Below are 22623 nucleotides of genomic sequence, written 5' to 3'. Positions count from 1 at the left end.
AACACATAACTCCTATTTCATTAAATAAAGCACTACGATTTACACGCTTATTTCATATCTGTTTTAAAGAGTATCATTTAAGTTTTACAACCTATGGCTATTGATAGTAACTATAAAATAAACCTTATCCATTTATCATGATACTAGCATAAATGATCGATTAGGAACAGCCTTTCGCAATCCTTATCCTATCCTCTTATTTGTTTTCACCCCTATGAATAAGGAAAGGAAGCCAATGATTTGGCTTCCCATTGTTATTCTTCATTGTCGTGTTTCGTTAATTCTTTTAACGCTTCTTCAAAACTCTTCTGCGCTTTTTGTTTTTCTTCTTCTCGCTTCAAAGAAGTTTCATTATCTTCTACTTCCTGTGTTGGATTTTCAGCTTCTGCCTGAGCTTGCGCAGAACGTTCTTCTTCTCTTTCTGCTTCTATACGGGCTTGTTCTTTCCGCTGTTCCTGTTCCGGAGAAGTCAATTTACCATAAGTCATTAAATTATTAATCTGCTCACTTGTAATGGTTTCTTCTTCAATCAGATTTTCCGCAATCAATGTTAACAGATCTTTATTGTCCTCAATCAGTTTCTTTGCCTGATCATAACACTCATTAATGATCTTCCGGATTTCCTTATCAATTTCATAAGCAATCTCTCCGGAATAATTACTTCCGCTGCCATAATCTCTTCCTAAGAAAACATTTCCTGTACCATCATCATATTGAATAGGTCCAAGGGAAGACATACCCCAACTTCTTACCATTGCTTTCGCAATCTTTGTCGCCTTTTGAATATCATTGCTAGCGCCGGCAGAAATTTCATTAAACATGACTTCTTCGGCCACACGACCACCCATTAATCCAGTAATCTGGCTCATAAAATCAGCTTTTGTCGGGAACAATTTTTCTTCCTTCGGTGTCATGAGGTTATAGCCACCGGCTTCTCCACGTGGAATAATCGTTACTTTTTCTACCTTATCGGCATCCTCAAGTTTCAGACCAATTACCGCATGCCCTGCCTCATGATAAGCTACCAGACGTTTCTCTTTCTCCGTATACTTCTTTGATTTCTTCGCCGGACCCATCATTACACGGTCGATAGCTTCATCTAAATCTTCCATCGTAATCATCTTACGTTTATCACGAACGGCCAAAATGGCACCTTCATTTAACACGTTTTCCAAATCCGCACCAGAGAATCCCGGAGTACGTTTCGCCAAAGACTCCAAAGAAATATCCTTTGCCAATTTCTTATTGCGGGCATGTACCTTTAAGATTTCATAACGGCCTTTCTTATCCGGAAGATTAACCGTAATCTGGCGGTCAAAACGTCCGCTTCGTAATAAGGCAGGATCTAAGACATCCGGGCGATTCGTTGCAGCAATAATGACAATACCTTTATTTTCACCCATACCATCCATCTCTACCAACAGCTGGTTTAAGGTTTGTTCACGTTCATCGTTTCCACCGCCCATACCGGCTCCACGCTGGCGTCCAACCGCATCAATTTCATCAATAAAGACGATACATGGTGCGTGTTGCTGAGCTTTTTTAAACATGTCGCGCACACGGCTAGCACCGGTACCGACAAACATTTCCACAAAGTCAGATCCACTGATTGAGAAGAAAGGCACATCTGCTTCTCCGGCCACCGCTTTCGCCAACAAAGTCTTACCGGTACCCGGAGGACCAACCATCAGCATCCCCTTAGGAATACGAGCACCCATATCGGTAAAGCGTTTTGGGTCTTTCAGGTAATCAATGATTTCCTTCACTTCTTCTTTTTCTTCATCACATCCGGCAACATCCTTAAAACGCACTTTAATGCTGCTTTCTATCTTCGCCCTGGATTTACTAAATTCAAAGGCCTTGTTATTGCCTCCTGCATTCATACGAGAGAACAGGAAGATTGCTGCTCCACCAAGAATCAAGAAAGGCAATACGCTTTTAAGGAAAACTTCTAATACACTTTCCTTATTTGCATCTAATACATTCACTTTTGTCTTCTTATTCTTTTCAAATAATTCACTCAGCCATTTTACATTGTCATCCGTGCGTGGCACACTGACTGTAAAACTCTTCGTGCTATCGCCATTCTGATAGGTTCCTCTGACTCCGATGACGGTAGTACCCATAGACATATTGACTTCTTTAAATGATAAATTTTCAGCTTGCGCCGCAAATTCATTATAATTGAACTCTTTTGTGTTACTACCATTTCCAAATGTAATCAGAAGGACCATAATAGAAATAACAAGAATATAAGGCAACAGACTTATTACCTTTTTATTGTTCATATGATACGCCTCCTTTTTGCTTATTCATAGATTTCGCGTTTTAAAACTCCAATGTATGGCAGATTGCGATACTTCTGGTCATAATCTAAACCATATCCAATGACAAATTCATTTGGAATGGCAAATCCTACATATTCTGCCTCTATATCAACAACACGACGATCCGGTTTGTCAAGCAATGATACAACCTTCACATCCTTGGCACCCTTATTCATCAATGTACGTTTTACTTCCTTTAATGTTCTGCCGGTATCGACGATATCTTCAACTAACAGAATGGATAATCCTTGTACGGAACAATCCAAATCCTTATCTATACGAATATCTCCTACAGACTTTGTCCCCTGATAACTGGATACATCCATAAAATCTATTTGAATATCTAAATCAATATGCTTAATAATTTCCGCCATGAAGGGAACGCTTCCTTTTAATAAGCCTACGACATAAGGAACCTCATTCAAAGCTTTATAATCACTCGTAATCTTTGCGCCGAGTTCTGCACATTTATGAATGATTTCATCCTGTGAAACCAATACCTTTTCTACAACTTCATGCATCGTTATTCCTCCTAATACAGCTATAAACTATTTTACCACAAATATGCTTGGATTGTTAGAGAAATGTGCAATATCACAACCGATTTGCGGTACTAAAATCACATTTCCCTGTGCGTTGACAACAACCGGCCAACATTTTCTTTCCCAAGAAGGAATTTTGCGATCAATAAACCAACGATGCACCTTTTTTCTACCCAACCGCAATACGATAGCATCGCCTTCTTGTACATTACGAATCGTAATTGGAAAATCCTGCGGATATAAGGTTAGCGCCTCACAGCTCTTTCCTGTTAAGCTAGTATGAAAATAAGGTGTATGCAAACATGCTACTTCATGCAGTACATAGGCATAGAATGGCATATCTTTCACATGAATATGCACAATGCCATATTCCTTACTCATACAATAGCGTTTTCCGATATCACTTGTCCAATTATTTGCCTTAAAAAGCAGGCCTGCCAATTGATCTAACAGCTTTTCTGATACATGTTCTTTGCATTCTTGATAAATCCATGTACGTAAAACTTGTTTACGAAAATTTTCATCAAGCTCGCATAAAGCTGCCACATCATACTGCCAAACTGCTAAAAAAGCCTTTGTCTTCTCTAATACCTGTTGTGCTTTATTATTCTTCTCTGCTATTTCAGCCGCCAGCTCTTCCTTTTCCTTACGGCTCATATGATCAATATAAGAATGACGAATCCGATTCCTTGTATAATCATCTGTAAAGTTACTTTCATCAAAGCCATACGGAACTTGATGTTCAATACAATATGCTAATAATTCCTGTTTGGTATAGGATAATAGTGGACGCAGAACCTTACAATCATATAATACCGTTTCTTCTTGAATCCCATAATACACACCCTTAGAACCTCTTTCCATCTGCATCAGATACGTTTCTAAGTGATCATCTAAATGATGTGCCAACAAGATGGCATCACCATGATATTTTTCAAGTAATTCGTGATAGAAATGATAACGTTCTGCTCTGGCAAATGCCTGAAAGTTTCCCTTGCATGGTTTCTTCTGCCTTTTTACATAACATGGGATTTCATACCTTTGGCAATAATTAACCACCAGCTCTTCATCACGGAATGCACTTTCGCGTTTCTGATAATTCATATGTGCCACAAGAAAAGACAGACCATAAGATCTGCACATATCTAATAATGCCATAGAATCCGGACCGCCGCTGACACCAATGACATATACGTGTTGTTGCGAAAGATTGGCTAAACTTTTCATATGCGTATTATATACTAAAGCCTATGAAAATCAAGGTTTTTCATTGATTTCACATGAACTTCACATCGGTATACAGAAAAATGTCGTTTAAAAAAAGACTGCGTACATACAGTCTTACCTACTTACACAATGCAAAGCGTATATCATGATCATGCCCCTATCTGTGCGTTTGCCTTACATACTTTTATAGCGATTAAGGTGGAATCGTCTTTTCTTCGTTGACGTGATAAAGTATCGCTAAAGGCGGCAACATCTTCTTTTAAATCTTCTTTTTTACGCTGTGAAAGCCATGCACTTACCTCACTGCGGGTAATGCCATCAGAGATCATTAAGAATTCATCACCTTCTTGCAAGGCTACTTCGAAGCAATCTGGTTCTATAGCCGATATGATTCCTACCGGCAAGGCATTACCATTGATTTCATGCAGATGCTCATCACGTAATAAGAATGTTGGACATGCGGCTGATTTCGAAATATATGCCATCCCGCTGGAGCGATTGATGCAGATTACATCCAAGGTCGCATAGGTGTCACTTTGAATCAATTTGTTGATACAGCGAATGGCACTATCCTGTGGTATGCCACTGATGATCATACGCTGAAATAAACTGGTAATCAAACGAGAACTGCGTGCTGCATTTTCACCATTTCCCATACCATCACTGATCATACAAATCATACTTTGGCGAAAACGGAAGATTGAGTAACTATCGCCATTTCCGGTATAAGAATTACGGATACTATCGCCATATGCCTCTATATCAAAAGGTAAGGCATCTGCAAATAAGATGGAAAACCCTCGGACAAAACGTTTCTTTTGAACTTCTAAGACTTGCAGTTTACGATGTAACAAAGTTTCCAATAATGGCTGCAAGGTCATATGAATTTCCCCTCGCCGTAAATTGCCGACTTCCAGATGTAATTGCAAACTGCCATCACTGCTTTCCTCTATATGTAAAGTTTCTACGCTGAATTGATAACCCTCTAAGGCTTTTTGTAATTGTTCATAGCGTTTCCCTTCTAACGGTATCTTCTGAATCTCTTCTGCATTATATTGCAATGCATTTGCCATATTTAATAGTAATTCAGCCCCCGTCTGATGAATGCCCTCATAATACTCTGCCAGTGATTGAAAGATACCGGCATAATTTTGCATCTGTCTACGCAATAGATTATCATTCCCCCTATAAGGAAGCATTGTTTCCTTTGTTTCCAAGTATAACAAGGGAATATACTCCACACGCAGGATGAGTACAGATAAGATTGCAACACCAAGATAAGCATAAGTAAACATTGTCGAAGGAAGGAAAAAATAACTTAGGATAAGGATAAAACAACACAAAGCTTTTTTATCTTTAAAGATCATGCAGATTCCTAATACTAAGAATAGCGCCTCTTCATGAATGGGTAATAAAAATAAAATTCCTAAAAGTGCTGCAGCACTTTCCCGTGTACAGATAATAGTGATTAACAAATACGCAAAAAGAAGTATTGGTGTGTAATATAATGGCATACTGGCAGCTAACACCAGGGCGATACTCATAAGCATTGCGCCATACATGCTTTCAGTAAGGGCATAGCGTTTCTGTGTCCAGCCATATTGTGAACATGTTTGATACATCAGAATACCGCCAATCATTGGTTCAATCATAGCTTTCGGGGTTATGTTAAATTGCCGTATCGCATAAGGAATCAATACCAAACCTATCACAAAGGGAATCCATTGATAAAGATTACGATTCAAGATTTTCACTATGTACAACAAAACAAAAAACAACGAAAATCCTAATGCATAAAAATATGCCGTGAGAATATCTTTCTGTAATGCCAATAACAGTATGAAAAACACGCTGATACAGGCCTCTTTATTACTACGTAAATAAGAATATGCTACAAATAAAAAAATGATGAGCGGAGATACCACCGTGTCGCTGATACCTATGTAAATCGCTAAAATACCACAAACAATATCACTGGGACGCAAAAGCGCTTTCCCCCTTGTTTTCTTAATGACTGCCTTTTCCAACCGAAACCACCTCTTTCATGACACGATTATAAAAGTGTTTTCTCAAGGATTCTGTCAGTTTTTGTCTTATCTTTACATAATCACCACAAGATATACTGAACATGTGAAACCATCTGTCATTTCTTGTTGTTTTCTGATAAAATAATCTTGTTTTGAAAGGGGATCTATATGATAAATCGTCGTGTTTTTTTATCTACGATGCTGACCATCGGTCTGCCCATCATCATTCAACAGATCATATCGTTAAGTTTGAATATGATTGATACCTTCATGATCGGGAGTGTCGGTGTTGCCGAATTAGCTGCTGTGGGAGCTGCTAATAAAGTTTATTTTATCTTTTCTACTATCTGTTTTGGTATTTATAGCGGTGCTAGTATTTTTGTGTCGCAATATTGGGGGATTCATGATGTGAAAAACATCCGAAAGGTCATCGCTATTCAAATGCGGATTGGTTTTATCCTATCCGTATTCACCTGTATCACTGCTTTTTTATTTGCCCCTGGCATCTTAAGACTCTTCGTAAGAGATGCACACGCCATTCAAATAGGCGCACAATATCTACGGATTACCTGCTTCACCTATATTATGACTGCCTTTTCTTTTTTAATGAGTTTTAACTCGCGTGCCATTCATAACCTGCGCATACCAACTATTGCAACGATTATTGCCATAACGATTAATACCATTCTTAATTATGGTTTAATATATGGTAATTTCTATATGCCTCAATTAGGTGCCCAGGGAGCGGCGATAGCTACCCTCATTGCCCGCTTAATTGAAATGGTCTTTATCCTAACTTACGTATACACCAGTAAGGAGCATCCTTTAGCCGCAGATTTATTTACGATTACACATTTGGATCATGAATTATTAAAACGTGTTGTGAAAACGGCTCTGCCGGTAGCGGCAAGTGAAAGTGCTTGGAGCGTAGGTACAACGGTCTGCTTCATGGCTTATGGATTATTGGGCACCAGTGCTGTGGCAGTTGTACAAGTGGCGAGTGTTATTAATGATTTATTCCAATGCGTATTCTTTGGTTTAGGCAATGCCTGTGCTGTCATGATCGGAAATGAATTAGGACGCCAACGTAGTGATCTTGCCTATACCTATGGAAAAATCTTTATTCTGATGAATCTGGGATTCTGTCTGACCATGAGTATTCTGCTATATGCCAGTCGTGCTATGATCGTAGATATTTATAACTATGATGAAGCTACGAGTCGTTTATTAGATGCGACCATCATCGCCTTTGCGCTTTATAATACCCCGAAGATGATGTCCTATGTGCATATCTGCGGTATTCTTCGAGCAGGTGGCGATACCCGCTTTTGTATGGCATGTGATGTCATCGGCATTTGGTGTATTGCGATACCGCTGGCATTCCTAGGCGCAGCCGTATGGAAACTTCCACTTCCTTTGGTCGTAGCATTATCCTTTAGTGATGAAATTGTCAAAGCGCTCATCACTTTATGGCGTTTCCATTCAAAAAAATGGATTCATATCTTAATACAGACCAGCGAATCCCTGATGTGATCCCAAAAGTTAGTCCTAACATCTAACGATGAAATGTTTTAACACCTAGCATCCCTAAGGATGCTTTTTAATCTAAGCATTGTTTCACACGTTCTTTTATTTCACGAAACAGATTACTATTTTTATCTAAATGTGATTTCACATCTATAATACGTGCCGTATTGATCCACTTAGCATCATTGATAAATAAAACCGATTCCTTATTCATGCCCCGAATCTTGCCAAGCCGCATCAAATGACGTTTACCTTTTGGATTGTCTTTCCCATAAGCCTGTACATAAGCACTGTGATTCCCACTCATCGGCACAACAAACGCTTTGTTGTGAAATAAAGTCATGATGATACCAAAATGTTGAAATCCGATTTCATAAATATAAGCTTCGCCAAAATCAATATAACAAATATCACCAACACGAATATCCACTCCCAATTCATTACAATTCGTGATATTACGTCGTTCGCGTAAATTCATATCACTAATCAGTTTAGGTATCGCATCCTTCACTTCCAAACTGCGATAATCCTGACTTTTTTCTTCTATGTAATGTTGCCAAAGCTCTTCCCAATATGCTTTCTCTACAATCTTTCCTTTCTTCTCATCCTTATCTAAAATTTCTTGCAATTCCTTTAGTTCCACATCTATCACCTCATAAAACTATACGACAGAGGAACCGGTGTTTTTGTAAAAGTGAAAAGATTTATGTATTTTCCTGAATAAAAATGAAAGCTTTTTATAATTCCAATATTTCATAGGTGTTTATTTACCAAGCATTTTGAAAGATATTAAATCGGAAAGTTTTCTTTATATAAACTTTTTCTCTTCCTATAACCATACGAAAAAAGACGCCCATATACATCGACGTCTCACATTTATATTTAATTACTTCTTTTACTAAATTTATGGCAGATTATTAGGAATCGTTTTTTAACGCCTCTTATCACCGATAACAAAGGATGAAATTGTTTCGATATCATGCCACTGCCTTCAATGAACAATTCAACAATCAAGGCAATGATGAAGAGAACAACAAAGCCAGCCGTTTTATTCACCAAATAGATATATGCGGTAAAACCAAACAAAGCTGTAACCACATACAAAATTAGCACTGTATTTCGTTGCCCGAAACGCTGCATCAACAAATGATGCACATGTTTTTTATCCGCATCTGAGAATTTATGCCCGGACAATTTTCTTCGTAAGATTGCACCTAAGGTATCCACAATCGGTACCGCCAATAATAAAATCGGTAAGGCCAATGTCATGATCGTAGAACTCTTAAAGCCTAATAAAGAAATCGCTGATATGATAAAGCCTAAGAATAACGCACCGCAATCTCCCATAAAGATGCTTGCCGGATGTGAATTATAAATGAGGAACCCCATCGTTGCACCCGCCAAGATCAACGACATCGTTTGAATATCCATACGTCCTTCAATAGCAGAAAGACATGCAACCACAATCAAAATAATCGTACTGATACCACCGGCTAAGCCATCCAATCCATCAATCAGATTGACCGCATTGGTAATCCCGATGATCCAGACAAAAGTTACTAAGAAAGAGATGATTCCCATATCAATCGTAATACCTAAAGGTAAACGAATGACATCTAAACTCACCTTTCCTACCATCATCAGTACAATGGCAGCAGCTATTTCAAATAATAATTTCAATTTCGGCGATAAGTTTACCATATCATCAATCAATCCGCCGATAAACATAATACTTCCGCCAATCAAGATCCCATTGATGGTCATATCGGTTTTCATAAACACCGCCATACACACAACAAAAGATACATAGATGGCAACTCCGCCAATACGGGCAATTTTGCCACTATGTACCGTTCGTTCATTTTCTAAGGCATAAATTTCTAATCGCGTTGCCACAACTTTTAAGAAAGGTGTCAGAAAAGCCGATAGTAACAACGGAATCAATAGATATTTCAGGTAATCCATAGATTCACCTCGCTTATCTTATGTGTTTTAGCGTACCAGATGCAAATTCTCCAATAAGATTCCGGTTCCTTCTGCAACACAGCGCAATGCATTTTCCGCAACATATACTGGAATATGTAATTCATTACGCAATAATTCATCAATACCATGCAACAATGCACCACCACCGGTTAATACGATACCTCTGGTAACAATATCGCTAGCCAATTCCGGAGGTGTCTGTTCCAATACCGTTTTACAAGCACGTACAACATCCTGCAGGCTTTCTGCCATACTACCCTGAATTTCCTCAGAGCATAAGGAAATCGTTGTTGGTAAGCCGGTAACCAAGTCACGTCCGCTGACTTCCATTGTTTCATGTAAGCTGCCTTTCCAAGCAGTACCGATATTTTTCTTCACTTCTTCGGCTGTACGATCACCGATCAACAGTTTCTTTTCTTCTTTTACAAATTTAATGATATCACGATCAAAGGTATCTCCGGCAATCTTCAAAGATGTACTGGATACGATTTCCCCTAAAGAAATAACCGCAACATCGGTAGTACCACCACCGATATCCAATACCATACAGCCACTTGGCTTACCGATATCCAAACCGGCACCAACCGCTGCTACTTTTGGTTCTTCTTCAATAAATACTTTTTTTGCCCCTGCGCGATAAGCGGCATCACGAATGGCATTTCTTTCCACACTTGTAATATTGCTTGGACAACAAATCAGAATCGTAGGACGTTTGAACATTCCCTTGATTGCCAATTTCTTAAAGAAGAAATTCAGCATAATTTCGGTTACTTCAAAGTCCGCGATAACGCCATCCTTTAAAGGACGGATTGCCAATACTCTGCCTGGTGTTCTTCCAAGCATATCCTTTGCTTCCTGGCCTGCAGCCAGACATTTTTTTGTTTCTGCATCTATTGCCACGACGCTAGGTTCGTCAATAACGATACCCTCGCCTTTTACATACATTAATAAGTTCGCTGTTCCTAAGTCGATTCCTACTTCTTTCGAAAACATAGTTATTCCTCCGTTCTTCAAGCAAATATCATTATAACATAAAATTCCGATTAAAAAAGGCAAATTCTGCAAACTTCAGACATCCTTAAGATTTAACCGCTTTCTTATTTTACGGATATGAAAATAGTACCCTTTAGGTACTATTTTATCTCGCTCAAAGTCTTGTCAAAGACGGTTTTCGGATCTATGATCGTACCATTTTTTTCAACGACCATATGCAAATGCTTTCCTAACTCTTTATTGTAAATATTCGTACCCGCTTTAGCAATGGCATCACCCTGATTCACTTTATCACCTTGTTTTAATGCCACATCATCCAGGCTTTGATAGGTGATGGAAAGATCCTTGCTCTTGATGGTAACACTCTTTCCAAACAAGGCATCTTCTTTCACCTCACTGACATCACCGGCAAAAACAGCTAAAACATCAAAGGCTTCATCGTTACATGCATAATCAATTCCCTGATTGGCACGATAGACACCTTCAAACTTTGTCATGCTGTCAACTTCATGATCCTTACCATCAAAGTATTCTAACACCGTTTTCGCTTCTACATTGAATGGATGGATGCCTTTCTGCGTGGTATCCGGCAATGACAATACCGGAACACTTTCCTTGAACACTGCCGTGTCCTCTTTATCCTTGCGGCTTGTGTATTCATAGCTGATAAACGCTACGGCAATCACCAGCACACAGCTTAATGCAACAATCAGTCTTCGTTTTGATGTGTTTTTTTCTTTCGTATAGCTATACATTTCATCACCTCTAGTGATGATTATTCCCTTATGAAATTCCTTTATACATCCTTTTTTTCAATCTTTACATCAGTGTAATAATGATGTAGGATTTCCTGATAGCTCTTACCTTCCAATGCCATCCCCTGAGCACCATACTGTGACATTCCTAAACCATGCCCATATCCTTTTGTCGTGATGCGATAAGCATCCCCGGTTTTTTTAATAGTGAAACAAGAAGAGCGAAGATTTAACTTCTCTCTTATACTGCGTCCGCTAAATGTTATACCATCGATTTTTATACTTTTTACATAACCGCTGGCATATCGAAGCGGCTCACTGATTTCGCTGACAGGATTTTGAAAACCCAATTTCGTATGAAAGGTATTGCTATCGATCGTTACCGTTTTTTCATATCCCTTTTCCTTTTTATCCCAATGGGAATCGACACTACGCAAGTAGGGCGTTTTACTTTCCCAATACTCCTCCGCATTTGCCGTTTTCCCACAAGAGCCGCTAAAAAACACTGCGGATATCGGTTTTCCCTGATACGTCAAAATTTCTCCAGATGTCTCTTTCACGGCCTGTTTGATACGTTTAGAATACTTCGCATAGGATGCCCCCCATATTTGCTTTAATTGTTTATCATCATGATAAACTTGTGTCTGTGTCGTATCATCTACTTCTAAGCCTCGCCGTATCACAAAGGTCCTCGCCGCAACACATTGCGCTTTTAATGCTTCCATTTCAAAAGATGCTGACATTTCAGAGGCTATGACACCACGTAAATAATCATCCATAGCCAAATGCAGCTCACTGCCATCTTGTCTGACGACATGTACTTTCTTTTTAGATTCTTTCTGCTTTTCAGCTGTAAAAGATTTCTCTTCCTGTGTCTGCCATTTAAGCGATGACTGCTTTCCATCTCCAATATGTAACCATAAGTAAAAGATAACAATGATGCTGAGAACAAGCGCGACTGCCTTGCATGTTTCCTTCAAAGCCTCACACCTCCCCTATCATGGTATGATGACAAAGCCGGTTCTATGCTTCATCATCCTGAAGAACTTTCTTACGATAATCACTTGGTGATACATGATAGTATTTTTTAAACACCTTATTAAAATATAGCTGATCCTCCATACCGACAGCATTTGCCACATCCTTAATCTTATAAGCGGGTTCTTGTAACAATTCTTTGGCCTTCTTCATTCTTTTTTCATTAATATAATAATTCAGATTGATACCCGTCTCACTTTTGAATAATCTACTCAGCGTACTTTCATTCATATCTAATGTTTCTGCCAGCATTTTCAAATTCAGTTTCTGATGATAATTCTTTTCCACAAAATCCATCACTTCCGTTATTTCACGGCGATATTTACTACTGCTAGAATCTTTCATCCACTCCTCAATCTTCACAAAGCCTTCTTTTAACACTTCTGACAATTTATCCAGTGTTTCACATTTCCGTATGTTTGCGGTGATTGCGCCAAACGGCATATTCTGTCGGGCTCCTTTTTCAATCTCTTTTCCCTCTAAGTTATTAATAATAAAAATCGTATATTCTAAGACTTGTCTTGGTACGATATGATTTTCACGCATATACAATAATGTTTTATCAATTAATTCATTCGCCTGATGAAAATTTTTCTTCTGCACCGCCTCCAGCAATTCCACATGGTATTGTAAATCATTCATTTGCAGGCTATGAAACAGATCCCCTTCTTCACTGTGTATCAACACACCTTCCCCTTTATAAAAGCGCTGTTCATGAGCCTGTACCACCTGCATATATACTTCATCATAGGTCTTTAAGGTGCGCTGTATATCAGATAAGGTAATCGATAAATGGACATCCAGATATTGTTCAATATTTCGCATAATGGAATTACATATCGTTATAATACGCAACTTCTCCGCACTGTGGAAAAGAATGACACCAGAGTGATTACTAATAAAAATCACCTGATGTTTTACATATAACGAGATACTTTCGCGTATCAAATCACGCAGATTACTCTGTAAACGCGCATGTTCTTTAAATTTCCCTTCATAAAGCATATTAATATTATCAACACGAAAATAAGCCAATTGATAAAAATCCTCATATTCCTGAAAAATCGGTTGTGCTAAAGCTCGCTGATATTCCTTCACATCAATGATATGCTCATTTTTACTTAATACCATGCATTGTTGTAATTCTTTAATTCCCTGTTTTTCTTCTTCATTTTGTGATGAGCCACCTTCTTCACAGTTTTCTTTCACCTGGGTGATGATCCTGGTCAATTCTTCTTTTTCCAATGTAATCTTTAACAGATAATCAAAAGCGCCTGCCTTCATCGCATCACGGACTAGCTCAAAGTCGGAATAATTGCTTAATACGATGACTTGTGTATTTCGGCTTTCTTTTTTTATTTTTGTTATGAGTTCTATGCCATCCATTTCCGGCATTTTCAAATCGGTAATAACAATTTCAGGGTGTACCTCTTGAAAGATGCGATAAGCTTCCTTGCCATCCTTGACCGTCGCAATCACCTCACAGTGTAAGGCCTGCCAGTCAATCATATTTTTTAACGTGATTCGGATCAGTCTTTCATCATCTGCTATCAATACCTTGTACATCTGTAATTCCCCCTTTCCTATATGGAAGCAACAGTGTCACAATGGTTCCTTTATTTACTTCACTCTGAATATTCATCGAATATTTATCTCCATACATCAAGCGTATGCGCTCTTGTATATTCATAATACCGATGCCACTTAATTTCTTATTGGTATAGGATTGTTCCACCTCTTGAAATCCTTTTCCATTATCTCCTATCTCTATTTTCAAACAACCTTTTTCAGCCTGCGCACGAATCGTCAAAATCTGATGTTCGCGATCTTCTTCAAATGCATGCAGAATACTGTTTTCAACAATCGGCTGTAACAGAAATTTCAAAATACGGCAATGGCGTACATCTTCATCAATATTATAAACCGTTTCAAACAAATCACCATAGCGAAGCTTTTGAATGATGATATAATTTTTCACATTTTCTATTTCTTCTTCCACATCAACATATTCATTACTGTCTACGATCGTATTACGTAATAACTTTGATAGCGCACTAATGCCTTCACTAACGGGATTGTCTTCATTTAAAATCGCCAAATAATGAAGTGTATTTAACGTATTGAATAAGAAATGCGGATTTATTTGTGCCTGTAACAACTGAAGTTGCGTTTCTCTTTTTTGTTCCTGTTCCAGTGCAACCGTCTTTACTAATTCCTGTACACGATTCAACAAGTCATTAAAGTTTTCACTTAATTCATGTACCTCATCTTTCCCATTATCCTCCACCTGACTACTAATAAGATTCGTTTCATCAAGCTTACGCATGGATACCAAGATATTATGAATCGGATCATAAATACTGTGATATACAATAGTCGATAAGATAGCTTCTAATATCAAGATGGCCACTCCATAAAGAAATAGCATATTCCGCGTACTATGAATTTCTTGTAAGACATATTCCGAGCTTACCAGATTGACAACCTTCCAATCCATGCCCTCGATTTGTTTACTTTCATGGTAATAAGACTTACCATTCACATTGACCATGTCTTGACTTATCTGAATATTTTTTCCTTTCGGAAACGCTGCCTGACCAAATAAATAATGATTATCCTTATCAATAATGATCATCATATTTGAAATACTGGAAGCATTGGTAAATGATGGACTGAATGCTCCCTCTTTAAAACCACCACAAACATAGCCAATGGTTTCATTATGGTAAACGATACGTTTTGTTAAGAATATTCCATTATGTTCTTTTTTATATGCCCAACTAATATCCAAGGTAGATGGTAATGACAAATTTCCTTGTTCCTTTTCACCGGCATCATCATAAATGACTTCCTGTTTCTCATTAAAGAGCACCAGACGATTTCGTCCGTTTAAATTCATATTCATCTTTGCATAGGCAACGAAATTTTTGCGTACAGAGCTTTCACCATCACTCAGCAACATGTCATATACGATTCCTTGTGCACAGAATTCCGTCATCTGATCTTCAAGACGCTCCATATTCAGATGAAAGAGTTCTTCTACCATCTCAACAGAATGTTGTGATGATTCCTGATTCTTTGATATGATCATTTGCATACTGAAATTATAGTATAATAAAAAACAGATAATCATTACCACCAATGGCAATGCGATAAAACCAAATAAAAGGCGGGAGCGTATGCTCACATTACGTAACAATTTGCGTCGCTGTTTCATATCATGCACCATCATCTATAGACCATTGAACAAAGATATATTCAATAAAAATTGTGCTACCAGATAGCCTAAAGCCAACGCTAGCAATAACAGCAGACATTGCACTTTTCCTGGTTTGTGCACATCACAAAAACGGTCAAATTTGACACTGCTTAATGCCCAGAAACTTGCCGCAAAACAAAAAAGATATACAGTAAAAGTGATTAGGAAATAACGCATAAGCACCCTCCTTACATTTCTTATATTATATCATACTTCTCCATCAAAAAAAGGGAGGCGTTAAACCTCCTCTTGTGTATACGCACGTTCTTTGTGGAAGTAAATACTGGAGCTTGATAATATCAGAAGAAACAACAAGCCCGTTTGTACCCAATACACTGTATAATCCAACATGCCATGAATCAAGACAGTTAGGATACAGGCAACGATCAAGGAACATAAACGCAAATCAATGCGTCTTACAAATAAACGATATATTTCTTTCAGATTACTGCCAAAATAGACTCCCATGATCAATACGCCAATCACTCCATGACTTAAGATAGGATCTAAAATCACATTATGAGCATGTTGTGTAGGATGTCCACCATATTGTTTATAAATATGGAAATAAGTCAATGGACCTTCCCCCAGCAAAGGATGCGCCTCTATTCCTTTAACGGCTGTTGTCCAAATTTTAGCTCGCTTAAGAAAATCCGTAAAGATAGAAGCTCTTTGAAATACCTCCGGCTTTAATAATATTGCTATCCCACCTGTTCCAATTGCACTCATGGTCGCGGTGAAATAACCAAAACGCTTATTCATCAAAAACATGAAAGGTATCGTCACAACAAATGGTACCCAGGCCGTACGACAGCCTGTCAGATATAAAGCAAATAAGTTTGCCAAAATCGTTACGATATAAAAAATAATACGGCGTTTTGTTTTAACCTGCATCATCTTATATACGCAGATAAGCACCAGAAATTCAATCATCATTGCATAGTAATTGGCATTAAAAAAGGTTGAATTCACACGATTTTTAGGACTGTCTTCAATAACCAGCATCATAAAATCATAGTTCAGACGATGTACGATACGCATATATTCCATCAAGGCCCAAGCTACACAGAATAATGATATGATGCAGCAGGCATCCATTAACAATTCAAATAAACGTTTATTAATCACCGTACGGAAGTAAAAAATAAAGAGAAAGATCACTAAGATACCGATTCCACAAACAGCTCCCAGCCAGTTTTGATGAAATGCTGCCACCAAAGAAGCTAACAAGCAAAAGGCAATTGCGAATTTTGATCTTGGTACTGATTGAATGATCGTTTTCATACGTCCCTGAATGGTTAAATAAAGCAATACACCGATAATCGCGATGATCGAACAATAGAAAGGTAAAAATATCGTACAGACAACAAACATGATCAGATATTCATCAAATGAAAAGTTGTCTAGCTTGCGATGTAAAAAGGCAGCAATTTTGTCCATGTTTGTTTCCTCCGTTCCTAAAAGTAGCTTTATTATAGCATTCCACATCGAAAATAACAATTTACCAAAGTAATCTTACAAATTTGATAGAAAGAAAAAACACGCCTTTGCAAACAACAGATAGAATTACAAAAGAGCCATCCAGAAGATGGCTCCATCAGTGAAAGGGAAGAAAACTCAGAATTTATAAGGCTTATTAATTGTCTCCATATATTCATACATCGTAATATCCGGATTCTTCAACGCCTCCAGAAGATGATAGGGATCCTCAATGATAACCCCACAAGTCTTCATATATTGGAGAATATTTACTATGTCTTCATGATGAAGATTGGCAAAAATAGGTAAGCCTCCCGTACTTGATGGCAACAGGAAGCCATTTTCCATGGAATTCATGGTAAACAACTTCACATCTTTATTTTTCAATAGGAAATATAGCTGCATGGTGTAACGACTATATCCCCAGGTGCCCCATTTGCGCTCAAAGGTAAACTTAACTCTATCAATTTCATGCCAATACAATCGTTCATAAAAATCACTAATCTCTTTTGATAACAAGATCTGTAATACCAATGATAATTTTTTAAAATGACCGTATGGAGGAAGATAAGCCAGATATGTTTCATGATATTCCATACATTTGCTGGAATCTATCGCAAAGGGGAGCCATAAGCATTCGACGAACATTAGAAAGACGATCATACAAATGGTAATGTTGGATTGGGATAAACCAAGTGTATCCTTTAACAGTCCCTGCATTGCAACACCAAACAACAATCCGATAACCGCAATAACAGCTGCACTGGCTAAGATCTTTCCACGTGAGACATTTCCTTTCTTCTGCTTCATAACAATACCTCCCATAGGTTTTCTTTACCCGCTTATACAATACGTCATCTTTTACTTTCTGTGTCATACTTTTGCATAAGTGGCTGCTTTTATGACACATGTGGTAAAGCAAGATGTATTTTAGTAATAAATAATTGATGTTCTTGATCAAAGCAACAATGCAGATCTCCTTGATATTTCTGTGCCACATCTTGCATATTACGCAATCCAAAACCGTGATAAAAGGTATCCTCTTTCGTTGACAGCATGCGTTCACCAACTTGATGTACACTTTCACAGCTGTTTTTCATTTTTATAAAAACATACCCTTTCTCTTTGCGTATCTTTAACTGTATGACACGTTGTTTACATTTTACACAGCTTTCAATAGCATTTTCCACCATATTGCAAAAAATAGCGCTCATATCCACAGGATCAAACTGATCTTCTGCAAATGGTTCTACATCTAGTATCAATTGAATATCCTGCTCCATGATATCCTTTTGATAATTGCGCAAAACCCGATCCAGCAAAGGACAACCGGTAGGAATAAAGCTTACCACCTCAGAATAGGTCATCATGATTTTTTTCGTCAATGTATCATTCTCTTCTATTGTTTTATTATTTAAGAGCTTCATCTGTTTACGTAAATCATGTATCTGACGTAATATTTCATCATTATCCTTTTGTAATCGTTCATACTGAATGACATTTTCTTTTGCTAAATGTCTGCGATTTGTTATTGATAACATCGTTTCATACTGCTGCTTTTGCACATACGCAAAACGATTTAACAACGTGATCATAAGAAATAGCAAAAACGGTAACATATGCTCTATATGCATCATATTGGATTTCTTAAGCCAGACAAACTGTATCATGATACCTAACAACACTCCATATGCCATTAATAAAAACCATCCGCCTTCGCTTTGCTTGCGAAGTATCAAAAAAAGCAACGCATGAAGGATTCCCTCGACAAGCAGAAAACACATGCATTTTGCATACCAATCATGGAGAAAAACATCCATCATGAATACCACCAGCAAGGAGAGGATAAAACTTGCCAGAAAACTGCAGAAACATTTTACAAAGGCTGTTTCTTTCTCATAAATGAAACTAGCAAAGATACACAATGCCCATAAACCATATAAATACCAATCCATTGGTAACACCAAGCTGCTTAGACAAGCTCCCATAACCAGGATGCTCATAAACTGCCTGATTTTCATCTTCATTGCGGAAAACTGAAACCATGTCTCATAATATAAAAAGGTCATATAAAGCATGCTGCCTGTGCAAAGAAATACCGTGAAATAATTCATAGACTCATCTCCTGAAACTGTAACCAGCTTTCTTGTACCTGCTGCACTCTTCTTCTAGCCAAGGGTAAAGTCTCATGATTGCTTATTTCAATACAGTCTTTACGAATCTGCATAATATGGCTCAATTGTACAAACAGCCCCTTATGACATTCAACAAAATGCACATGTAATTGCTTTGCCCAATAACTAACCCCTTCCTTACTTTCATATACTCCTTGAGGCGTATGGAAACAAGTCGTTCTTCCAATACTTTCAAAATATAAAATTTCTTTCATTTTCACCATGGTTGTCTCTTGGTGCATAGTTAAAGTCAGTGTTTGTGAGGTATCTCTTGTCTGTAAAATTTCATCCAATTCACTATACAACAAAGTCTCATGAATTGGCTTTAACAAATACCGGGATGCTTGTATCTTATAACCCTCTAAAGAATATTTTAGATAGCTGGTAATTACTACGATAATCATATCCGGTAAACGTTTACGTAATTCCATCGCAATTTCAATCCCATTTTCTTCTTGTATCTCAATATCTAAAAACAGCATATGATATATCTTCGTACTATCTAGAAGCTCTTTTCCATTTGTATAACGATCAATTCTGGCTTCCATATGACGTTTGTCAAAATATGCCCGCAATAAATCTTCATTTCTTTTCCCATCCTGATATTCGTCATCCAATACACAAATTTGCAACATCTTATCACCCTCACTAATAGTTTCATTATACACACAATATGATAAAAAGGATGTATGAAACACAAAATCGGTTCTTTTTCTGACATCACCGGTAAAAAAGACGTAAAAATCATAAAAAAAGGAAACCCTAAGACCCTACATCAGGTTTTACGATTTCCTACGTTTTTTGCCCACCACTTACAAGCGAGACTATTCTAACTCTTTTAGCTGATTATCAATTTTTTTGATTTCTTCTTCTAAAGTCGCAATTTCATTCTTTTGTTCTGTGATTGTCTGCTCAGCCTTGCTCTTCTTGCTTTCTGCGGTTTCTTTTTTCTCATTATAAATACCGGTAAGTGAAGATGCTTCTCCAGTAAGACGATTATATTCTGTCATAGCTGCATTTTTTCTTTCTAATGCCGCATCTAAACTTTCTTTTAACTGGGCTTTTACTGTTTCATCTTTTTCCGCATTATAATTCCCTAAAATACGTTCATATTCATCGTTGGCTACCTTATACTCACCATTTTCATAAGTACTTACTTTTTTCTGCGCCTCTTTAGCCTTTGCCAACTCATTTTTTTCTAAAGATGCTAAAGTTTCAGTTGCATCCTTCTTATCCTTTTCGGCAAGTTCCAACTTATCATTGGCATCTGCTTTCCGCTGTACATAGGTTTCTCTTTGTTTCTTTAAAGCTGCAATCTTGGCTGAAGAATCAGTAACATCGTCTTTGTTATTGGTATCATCCTTATTTGCATCCGTATTTGTCGGATCCTTGGTTGGGGTTGTTGGTTCTTCTGTTTGCTCCGGTGCCTTTTTATTATCATTACCGCCAAGGAAAGTATCCATTGCATATTGTACGGCAAAAAAGCATGCAACAATGATTAAAATCCCAACAATGCCAAGAATGACATAGGTAATGATTTTATTTATCTTCGTATTTTTTTCTTCATCATCGCCTTCATCTTCTTCCACTTCTTCTTTTTTAGATGTGGTTTTCTTAATTGATTTCTTTACAGGTAATGGTTCTTCATCCTCATCTAACACATGTACATCCGATAATGGCTGAACGATCGTTTTCCCCAATTTTTCCTCGTCTTCTGCTTCTTCATCATAATCAGAGATTGGCATCTGCTGAGTCATCGTTACATCTTGTGGCTCTTCAGCTGCAGTTAGGCTTTTTTTGCCATTCATGATTACCAATGTCTGATCATTTGTATCATCCACAAAGCCTACTCTTGTTTTCGCCAGTTCTTCTTCATCTACGCGAATATCAGGGATAGCTTTCTTCTCTGTACTTGCTTTTTTATCTTCAAAGATAGGGGAATGAAATTTCTCTCCCGTTAATGGATTAATCGCATTTTCCTCTTGGTTTCGTGGTGATGCTGAAGCAGTTGTCTGTGCTTCTTTTTGGCGTTTCATCTCTTCTATCTTTCGGCGTAATTCACTATCTTTACTATAATCGTTAATAATACCTGTCAAATCTACATCATCATGTTCGTTTTTTCTATTGTTCTGCATACGATCCCTCCGTTACAATTAGCGGTTTCATTTAATGAAAGAGCGTCCAATCGGACACTCAAGAAGAATTTTCACACTCAAAGGAGGAGAGAAAAATTCTTATATAAATCTATGCATCATGATTTCATTGGCTAGATGAAAACACATAAATTTACGTTATTATTATAACACTGAATTTTTCAATCTGTCATTCCATTTCTTAATTTTATCTTACACTATTCAGGAGCACCGTTTCTTACCATTTTAATTTCCGTGAAAGGAAATAAAACATAAACATCCTTACCAACGATAGCAGATTTTTTAAAAGGCCCGACTGCTCTAGAATCATAAGATACCACACGGTTATCTCCCATCAAAAAGTATTCATCTTTTCCTAAGGTTATTTTATTAAAATCCTCCGTAAATGGTTTCCCCTGTGATCGAATATGATTTGCATACTCTGTATTTAGATAAGGCTCTTCTAATGGCTTGTCATTTACATAAACAACATCATCTTTCGCATATACCGTATCATTTGGCATACCAATCACACGCTTTACCCAGTTTTCATCAGTTTCTTCATTATAGACAACCACCACATCCTGGCGTTTAATGCCTTGGGTCTTTGCCAAAAAGATATTCATGACACCGATTTCTGAATCGCTAAGCGTTGGATACATACTATCTCCATCAACCTGCACTGGATTGATGACAAAGTGTGATAACAGCATTACGACGATAAAGCAGATGATGAAGGTTCTGGCTAAATCAAACAATTCATACTTCCATCCGCTTTTCTTAGGCTTTTTCTTCTTGCTCTTTTTCATTGAAGAACTATCTTCTTGTTGTTCATCATCTATAATCATAGCTTCTACATTTGGTTTTGTATTTTCTATTGTTTCTGTTTCTGATTTCTTTTCTTCCATAAAGGTTTGCTCCTTTTCGACTATGTACATTATTATAACACTACTTATCTAAAACAAAATGGGAAATTGTCGAAAAGCAAAACGTTCTGTATTTCATATCGCAGAAATAGCAGATAATGTGCAATTTCTTCATATAGGTCTATTAGATTATAGAAATGTCTTTGAACTAATTAAATATGGAGTTGAAAATCAATCTTTCCTAATTTCCATTCATTTAAATTTTACTGTCTTGTTAAAGGTATGCCTGCG

Annotated in this window: 19 protein-coding genes; 1 reads left to right on the top strand and 18 read right to left on the bottom strand. The window is 37.5% G+C overall.

Going from position 1 to position 22623, the window contains the following annotated elements; all coding sequences use genetic code 11:
• Positions 1–254 precede the first annotated feature (254 nt).
• The 4 genes from ftsH to KJS44_RS00480 form a co-directional block, all read right to left on the bottom strand.
• Positions 255–2288 carry an ATP-dependent zinc metalloprotease FtsH gene (ftsH, locus tag KJS44_RS00495; RefSeq protein ID WP_008690988.1) on the bottom strand — a complete coding sequence of 678 codons (2034 nt, stop codon included), beginning with the start codon at positions 2286–2288 and terminating at the stop codon, positions 255–257.
• A 20-nt stretch (positions 2289–2308) separates the two neighbouring features.
• Positions 2309–2848, bottom strand: a complete 540-nt coding sequence (gene hpt, locus KJS44_RS00490; RefSeq protein ID WP_008690987.1) for a hypoxanthine phosphoribosyltransferase — start codon at positions 2846–2848, stop codon at positions 2309–2311.
• Positions 2849–2875: 27 nt separating this feature from the next.
• Positions 2876–4096: a tRNA lysidine(34) synthetase TilS gene (gene tilS / locus KJS44_RS00485; RefSeq protein WP_213540148.1), complete on the bottom strand. Its 1221-nt coding sequence runs from the start codon at positions 4094–4096 to the stop codon at positions 2876–2878.
• A 149-nt stretch (positions 4097–4245) separates the two neighbouring features.
• Positions 4246–6123 carry a SpoIIE family protein phosphatase gene (locus tag KJS44_RS00480; RefSeq protein WP_008690985.1) on the bottom strand — a complete coding sequence of 626 codons (1878 nt, stop codon included), beginning with the start codon at positions 6121–6123 and terminating at the stop codon, positions 4246–4248.
• A 168-nt stretch (positions 6124–6291) separates the two neighbouring features.
• On the opposite strand from KJS44_RS00480, the gene KJS44_RS00475 reads away from it, so the two are divergent.
• Positions 6292–7656 (top strand): MATE family efflux transporter, encoded by a 1365-nt coding sequence (locus tag KJS44_RS00475; protein WP_008690984.1) that lies wholly within the window; start codon positions 6292–6294, stop codon positions 7654–7656.
• Between the two features lie 67 nt (positions 7657–7723).
• Here KJS44_RS00475 and KJS44_RS00470 read toward each other — a convergent pair whose 3' ends face one another.
• From KJS44_RS00470 to lepB, 14 genes are all read right to left on the bottom strand, one after another.
• Positions 7724–8293, bottom strand: coding sequence for a hypothetical protein (locus KJS44_RS00470; protein ID WP_008690983.1), 570 nt, complete (start codon positions 8291–8293; stop codon positions 7724–7726).
• A gap of 239 nt (positions 8294–8532) precedes the next feature.
• Entirely contained in the window at positions 8533–9615 is a 1083-nt protein-coding gene (locus KJS44_RS00465) for an MraY family glycosyltransferase (protein ID WP_008690981.1), read from the bottom strand.
• A 27-nt stretch (positions 9616–9642) separates the two neighbouring features.
• Positions 9643–10629 (bottom strand): rod shape-determining protein, encoded by a 987-nt coding sequence (mreB, locus tag KJS44_RS00460; protein WP_008690978.1) that lies wholly within the window; start codon positions 10627–10629, stop codon positions 9643–9645.
• A 140-nt stretch (positions 10630–10769) separates the two neighbouring features.
• On the bottom strand, positions 10770–11384 hold the full coding sequence (locus tag KJS44_RS00455; RefSeq protein WP_008690977.1) for a M23 family metallopeptidase: 615 nt from the start codon (positions 11382–11384) through the stop codon (positions 10770–10772).
• Between the two features lie 41 nt (positions 11385–11425).
• Positions 11426–12364 carry a stage II sporulation protein D gene (gene spoIID / locus KJS44_RS00450; RefSeq protein ID WP_008690976.1) on the bottom strand — a complete coding sequence of 313 codons (939 nt, stop codon included), beginning with the start codon at positions 12362–12364 and terminating at the stop codon, positions 11426–11428.
• 43 nt (positions 12365–12407) lie between these two features.
• A complete protein-coding gene (locus tag KJS44_RS00445; RefSeq protein WP_008690975.1) occupies positions 12408–13988 on the bottom strand; it encodes a response regulator transcription factor in 1581 nt (526 codons plus the stop codon).
• Positions 13963–15639 carry a sensor histidine kinase gene (locus KJS44_RS00440; protein ID WP_226896800.1) on the bottom strand — a complete coding sequence of 559 codons (1677 nt, stop codon included), beginning with the start codon at positions 15637–15639 and terminating at the stop codon, positions 13963–13965. Before KJS44_RS00440 ends, KJS44_RS00445 begins: the two co-directional genes overlap by 26 nt.
• A 15-nt stretch (positions 15640–15654) precedes the next feature.
• Complete coding sequence (locus KJS44_RS00435; RefSeq protein ID WP_008690970.1) at positions 15655–15858, bottom strand: DUF1146 domain-containing protein; 204 nt, start codon at positions 15856–15858, stop codon at positions 15655–15657.
• Between the two features lie 60 nt (positions 15859–15918).
• Positions 15919–17121 carry an O-antigen ligase family protein gene (locus KJS44_RS00430; protein ID WP_008690969.1) on the bottom strand — a complete coding sequence of 401 codons (1203 nt, stop codon included), beginning with the start codon at positions 17119–17121 and terminating at the stop codon, positions 15919–15921.
• A 177-nt stretch (positions 17122–17298) separates the two neighbouring features.
• Entirely contained in the window at positions 17299–17970 is a 672-nt protein-coding gene (locus KJS44_RS00425; RefSeq protein ID WP_008690967.1) for a hypothetical protein, read from the bottom strand.
• Between the two features lie 89 nt (positions 17971–18059).
• Positions 18060–19274 carry an ATP-binding protein gene (locus KJS44_RS00420; protein WP_008690965.1) on the bottom strand — a complete coding sequence of 405 codons (1215 nt, stop codon included), beginning with the start codon at positions 19272–19274 and terminating at the stop codon, positions 18060–18062.
• The gene (locus tag KJS44_RS00415) at positions 19271–19969 is read right to left on the bottom strand and encodes a LytR/AlgR family response regulator transcription factor (RefSeq protein WP_008690964.1); all 699 of its coding nucleotides are present in this window, start codon (positions 19967–19969) and stop codon (positions 19271–19273) included. Before KJS44_RS00415 ends, KJS44_RS00420 begins: the two co-directional genes overlap by 4 nt.
• 189 nt (positions 19970–20158) lie before the next feature.
• A complete protein-coding gene (locus tag KJS44_RS00410; protein ID WP_008690963.1) occupies positions 20159–21469 on the bottom strand; it encodes a hypothetical protein in 1311 nt (436 codons plus the stop codon).
• Positions 21470–21684: 215 nt separating this feature from the next.
• Positions 21685–22374 (bottom strand): signal peptidase I, encoded by a 690-nt coding sequence (lepB, locus tag KJS44_RS00405; protein WP_008690962.1) that lies wholly within the window; start codon positions 22372–22374, stop codon positions 21685–21687.
• Positions 22375–22623 lie beyond the last annotated feature (249 nt).

Source organism: Longicatena caecimuris (assembly GCF_018406465.1).
GTDB classification, from domain to species: domain Bacteria; phylum Bacillota_I; class Bacilli_A; order Erysipelotrichales; family Erysipelotrichaceae; genus Longicatena; species Longicatena caecimuris.
The sequence above is the reverse complement of the archived record's forward strand: the minus strand, read 5'-3'. Positions and strand labels throughout refer to the sequence as shown.

Coding starts and splice junctions, on each gene's coding strand:
- KJS44_RS00445 (WP_008690975.1), bottom strand. CDS start 13,988: ATGTACAAGGTATTGATAGCAGATGATGAAAGACTGATCCGAATCACG.
- KJS44_RS00465 (WP_008690981.1), bottom strand. CDS start 9,615: ATGGATTACCTGAAATATCTATTGATTCCGTTGTTACTATCGGCTTTT.
- KJS44_RS00435 (WP_008690970.1), bottom strand. CDS start 15,858: ATGCGTTATTTCCTAATCACTTTTACTGTATATCTTTTTTGTTTTGCG.
- KJS44_RS00475 (WP_008690984.1), top strand. CDS start 6,292: ATGATAAATCGTCGTGTTTTTTTATCTACGATGCTGACCATCGGTCTG.
- mreB (WP_008690978.1), bottom strand. CDS start 10,629: ATGTTTTCGAAAGAAGTAGGAATCGACTTAGGAACAGCGAACTTATTA.
- KJS44_RS00425 (WP_008690967.1), bottom strand. CDS start 17,970: ATGAAGCAGAAGAAAGGAAATGTCTCACGTGGAAAGATCTTAGCCAGT.
- KJS44_RS00455 (WP_008690977.1), bottom strand. CDS start 11,384: ATGTATAGCTATACGAAAGAAAAAAACACATCAAAACGAAGACTGATT.
- KJS44_RS00420 (WP_008690965.1), bottom strand. CDS start 19,274: ATGAATTATTTCACGGTATTTCTTTGCACAGGCAGCATGCTTTATATG.
- lepB (WP_008690962.1), bottom strand. CDS start 22,374: ATGGAAGAAAAGAAATCAGAAACAGAAACAATAGAAAATACAAAACCA.
- ftsH (WP_008690988.1), bottom strand. CDS start 2,288: ATGAACAATAAAAAGGTAATAAGTCTGTTGCCTTATATTCTTGTTATT.
- KJS44_RS00430 (WP_008690969.1), bottom strand. CDS start 17,121: ATGGACAAAATTGCTGCCTTTTTACATCGCAAGCTAGACAACTTTTCA.
- KJS44_RS00415 (WP_008690964.1), bottom strand. CDS start 19,969: ATGTTGCAAATTTGTGTATTGGATGACGAATATCAGGATGGGAAAAGA.
- tilS (WP_213540148.1), bottom strand. CDS start 4,096: ATGAAAAGTTTAGCCAATCTTTCGCAACAACACGTATATGTCATTGGT.
- KJS44_RS00440 (WP_226896800.1), bottom strand. CDS start 15,639: ATGAAACAGCGACGCAAATTGTTACGTAATGTGAGCATACGCTCCCGC.
- hpt (WP_008690987.1), bottom strand. CDS start 2,848: ATGCATGAAGTTGTAGAAAAGGTATTGGTTTCACAGGATGAAATCATT.
- KJS44_RS00410 (WP_008690963.1), bottom strand. CDS start 21,469: ATGCAGAACAATAGAAAAAACGAACATGATGATGTAGATTTGACAGGT.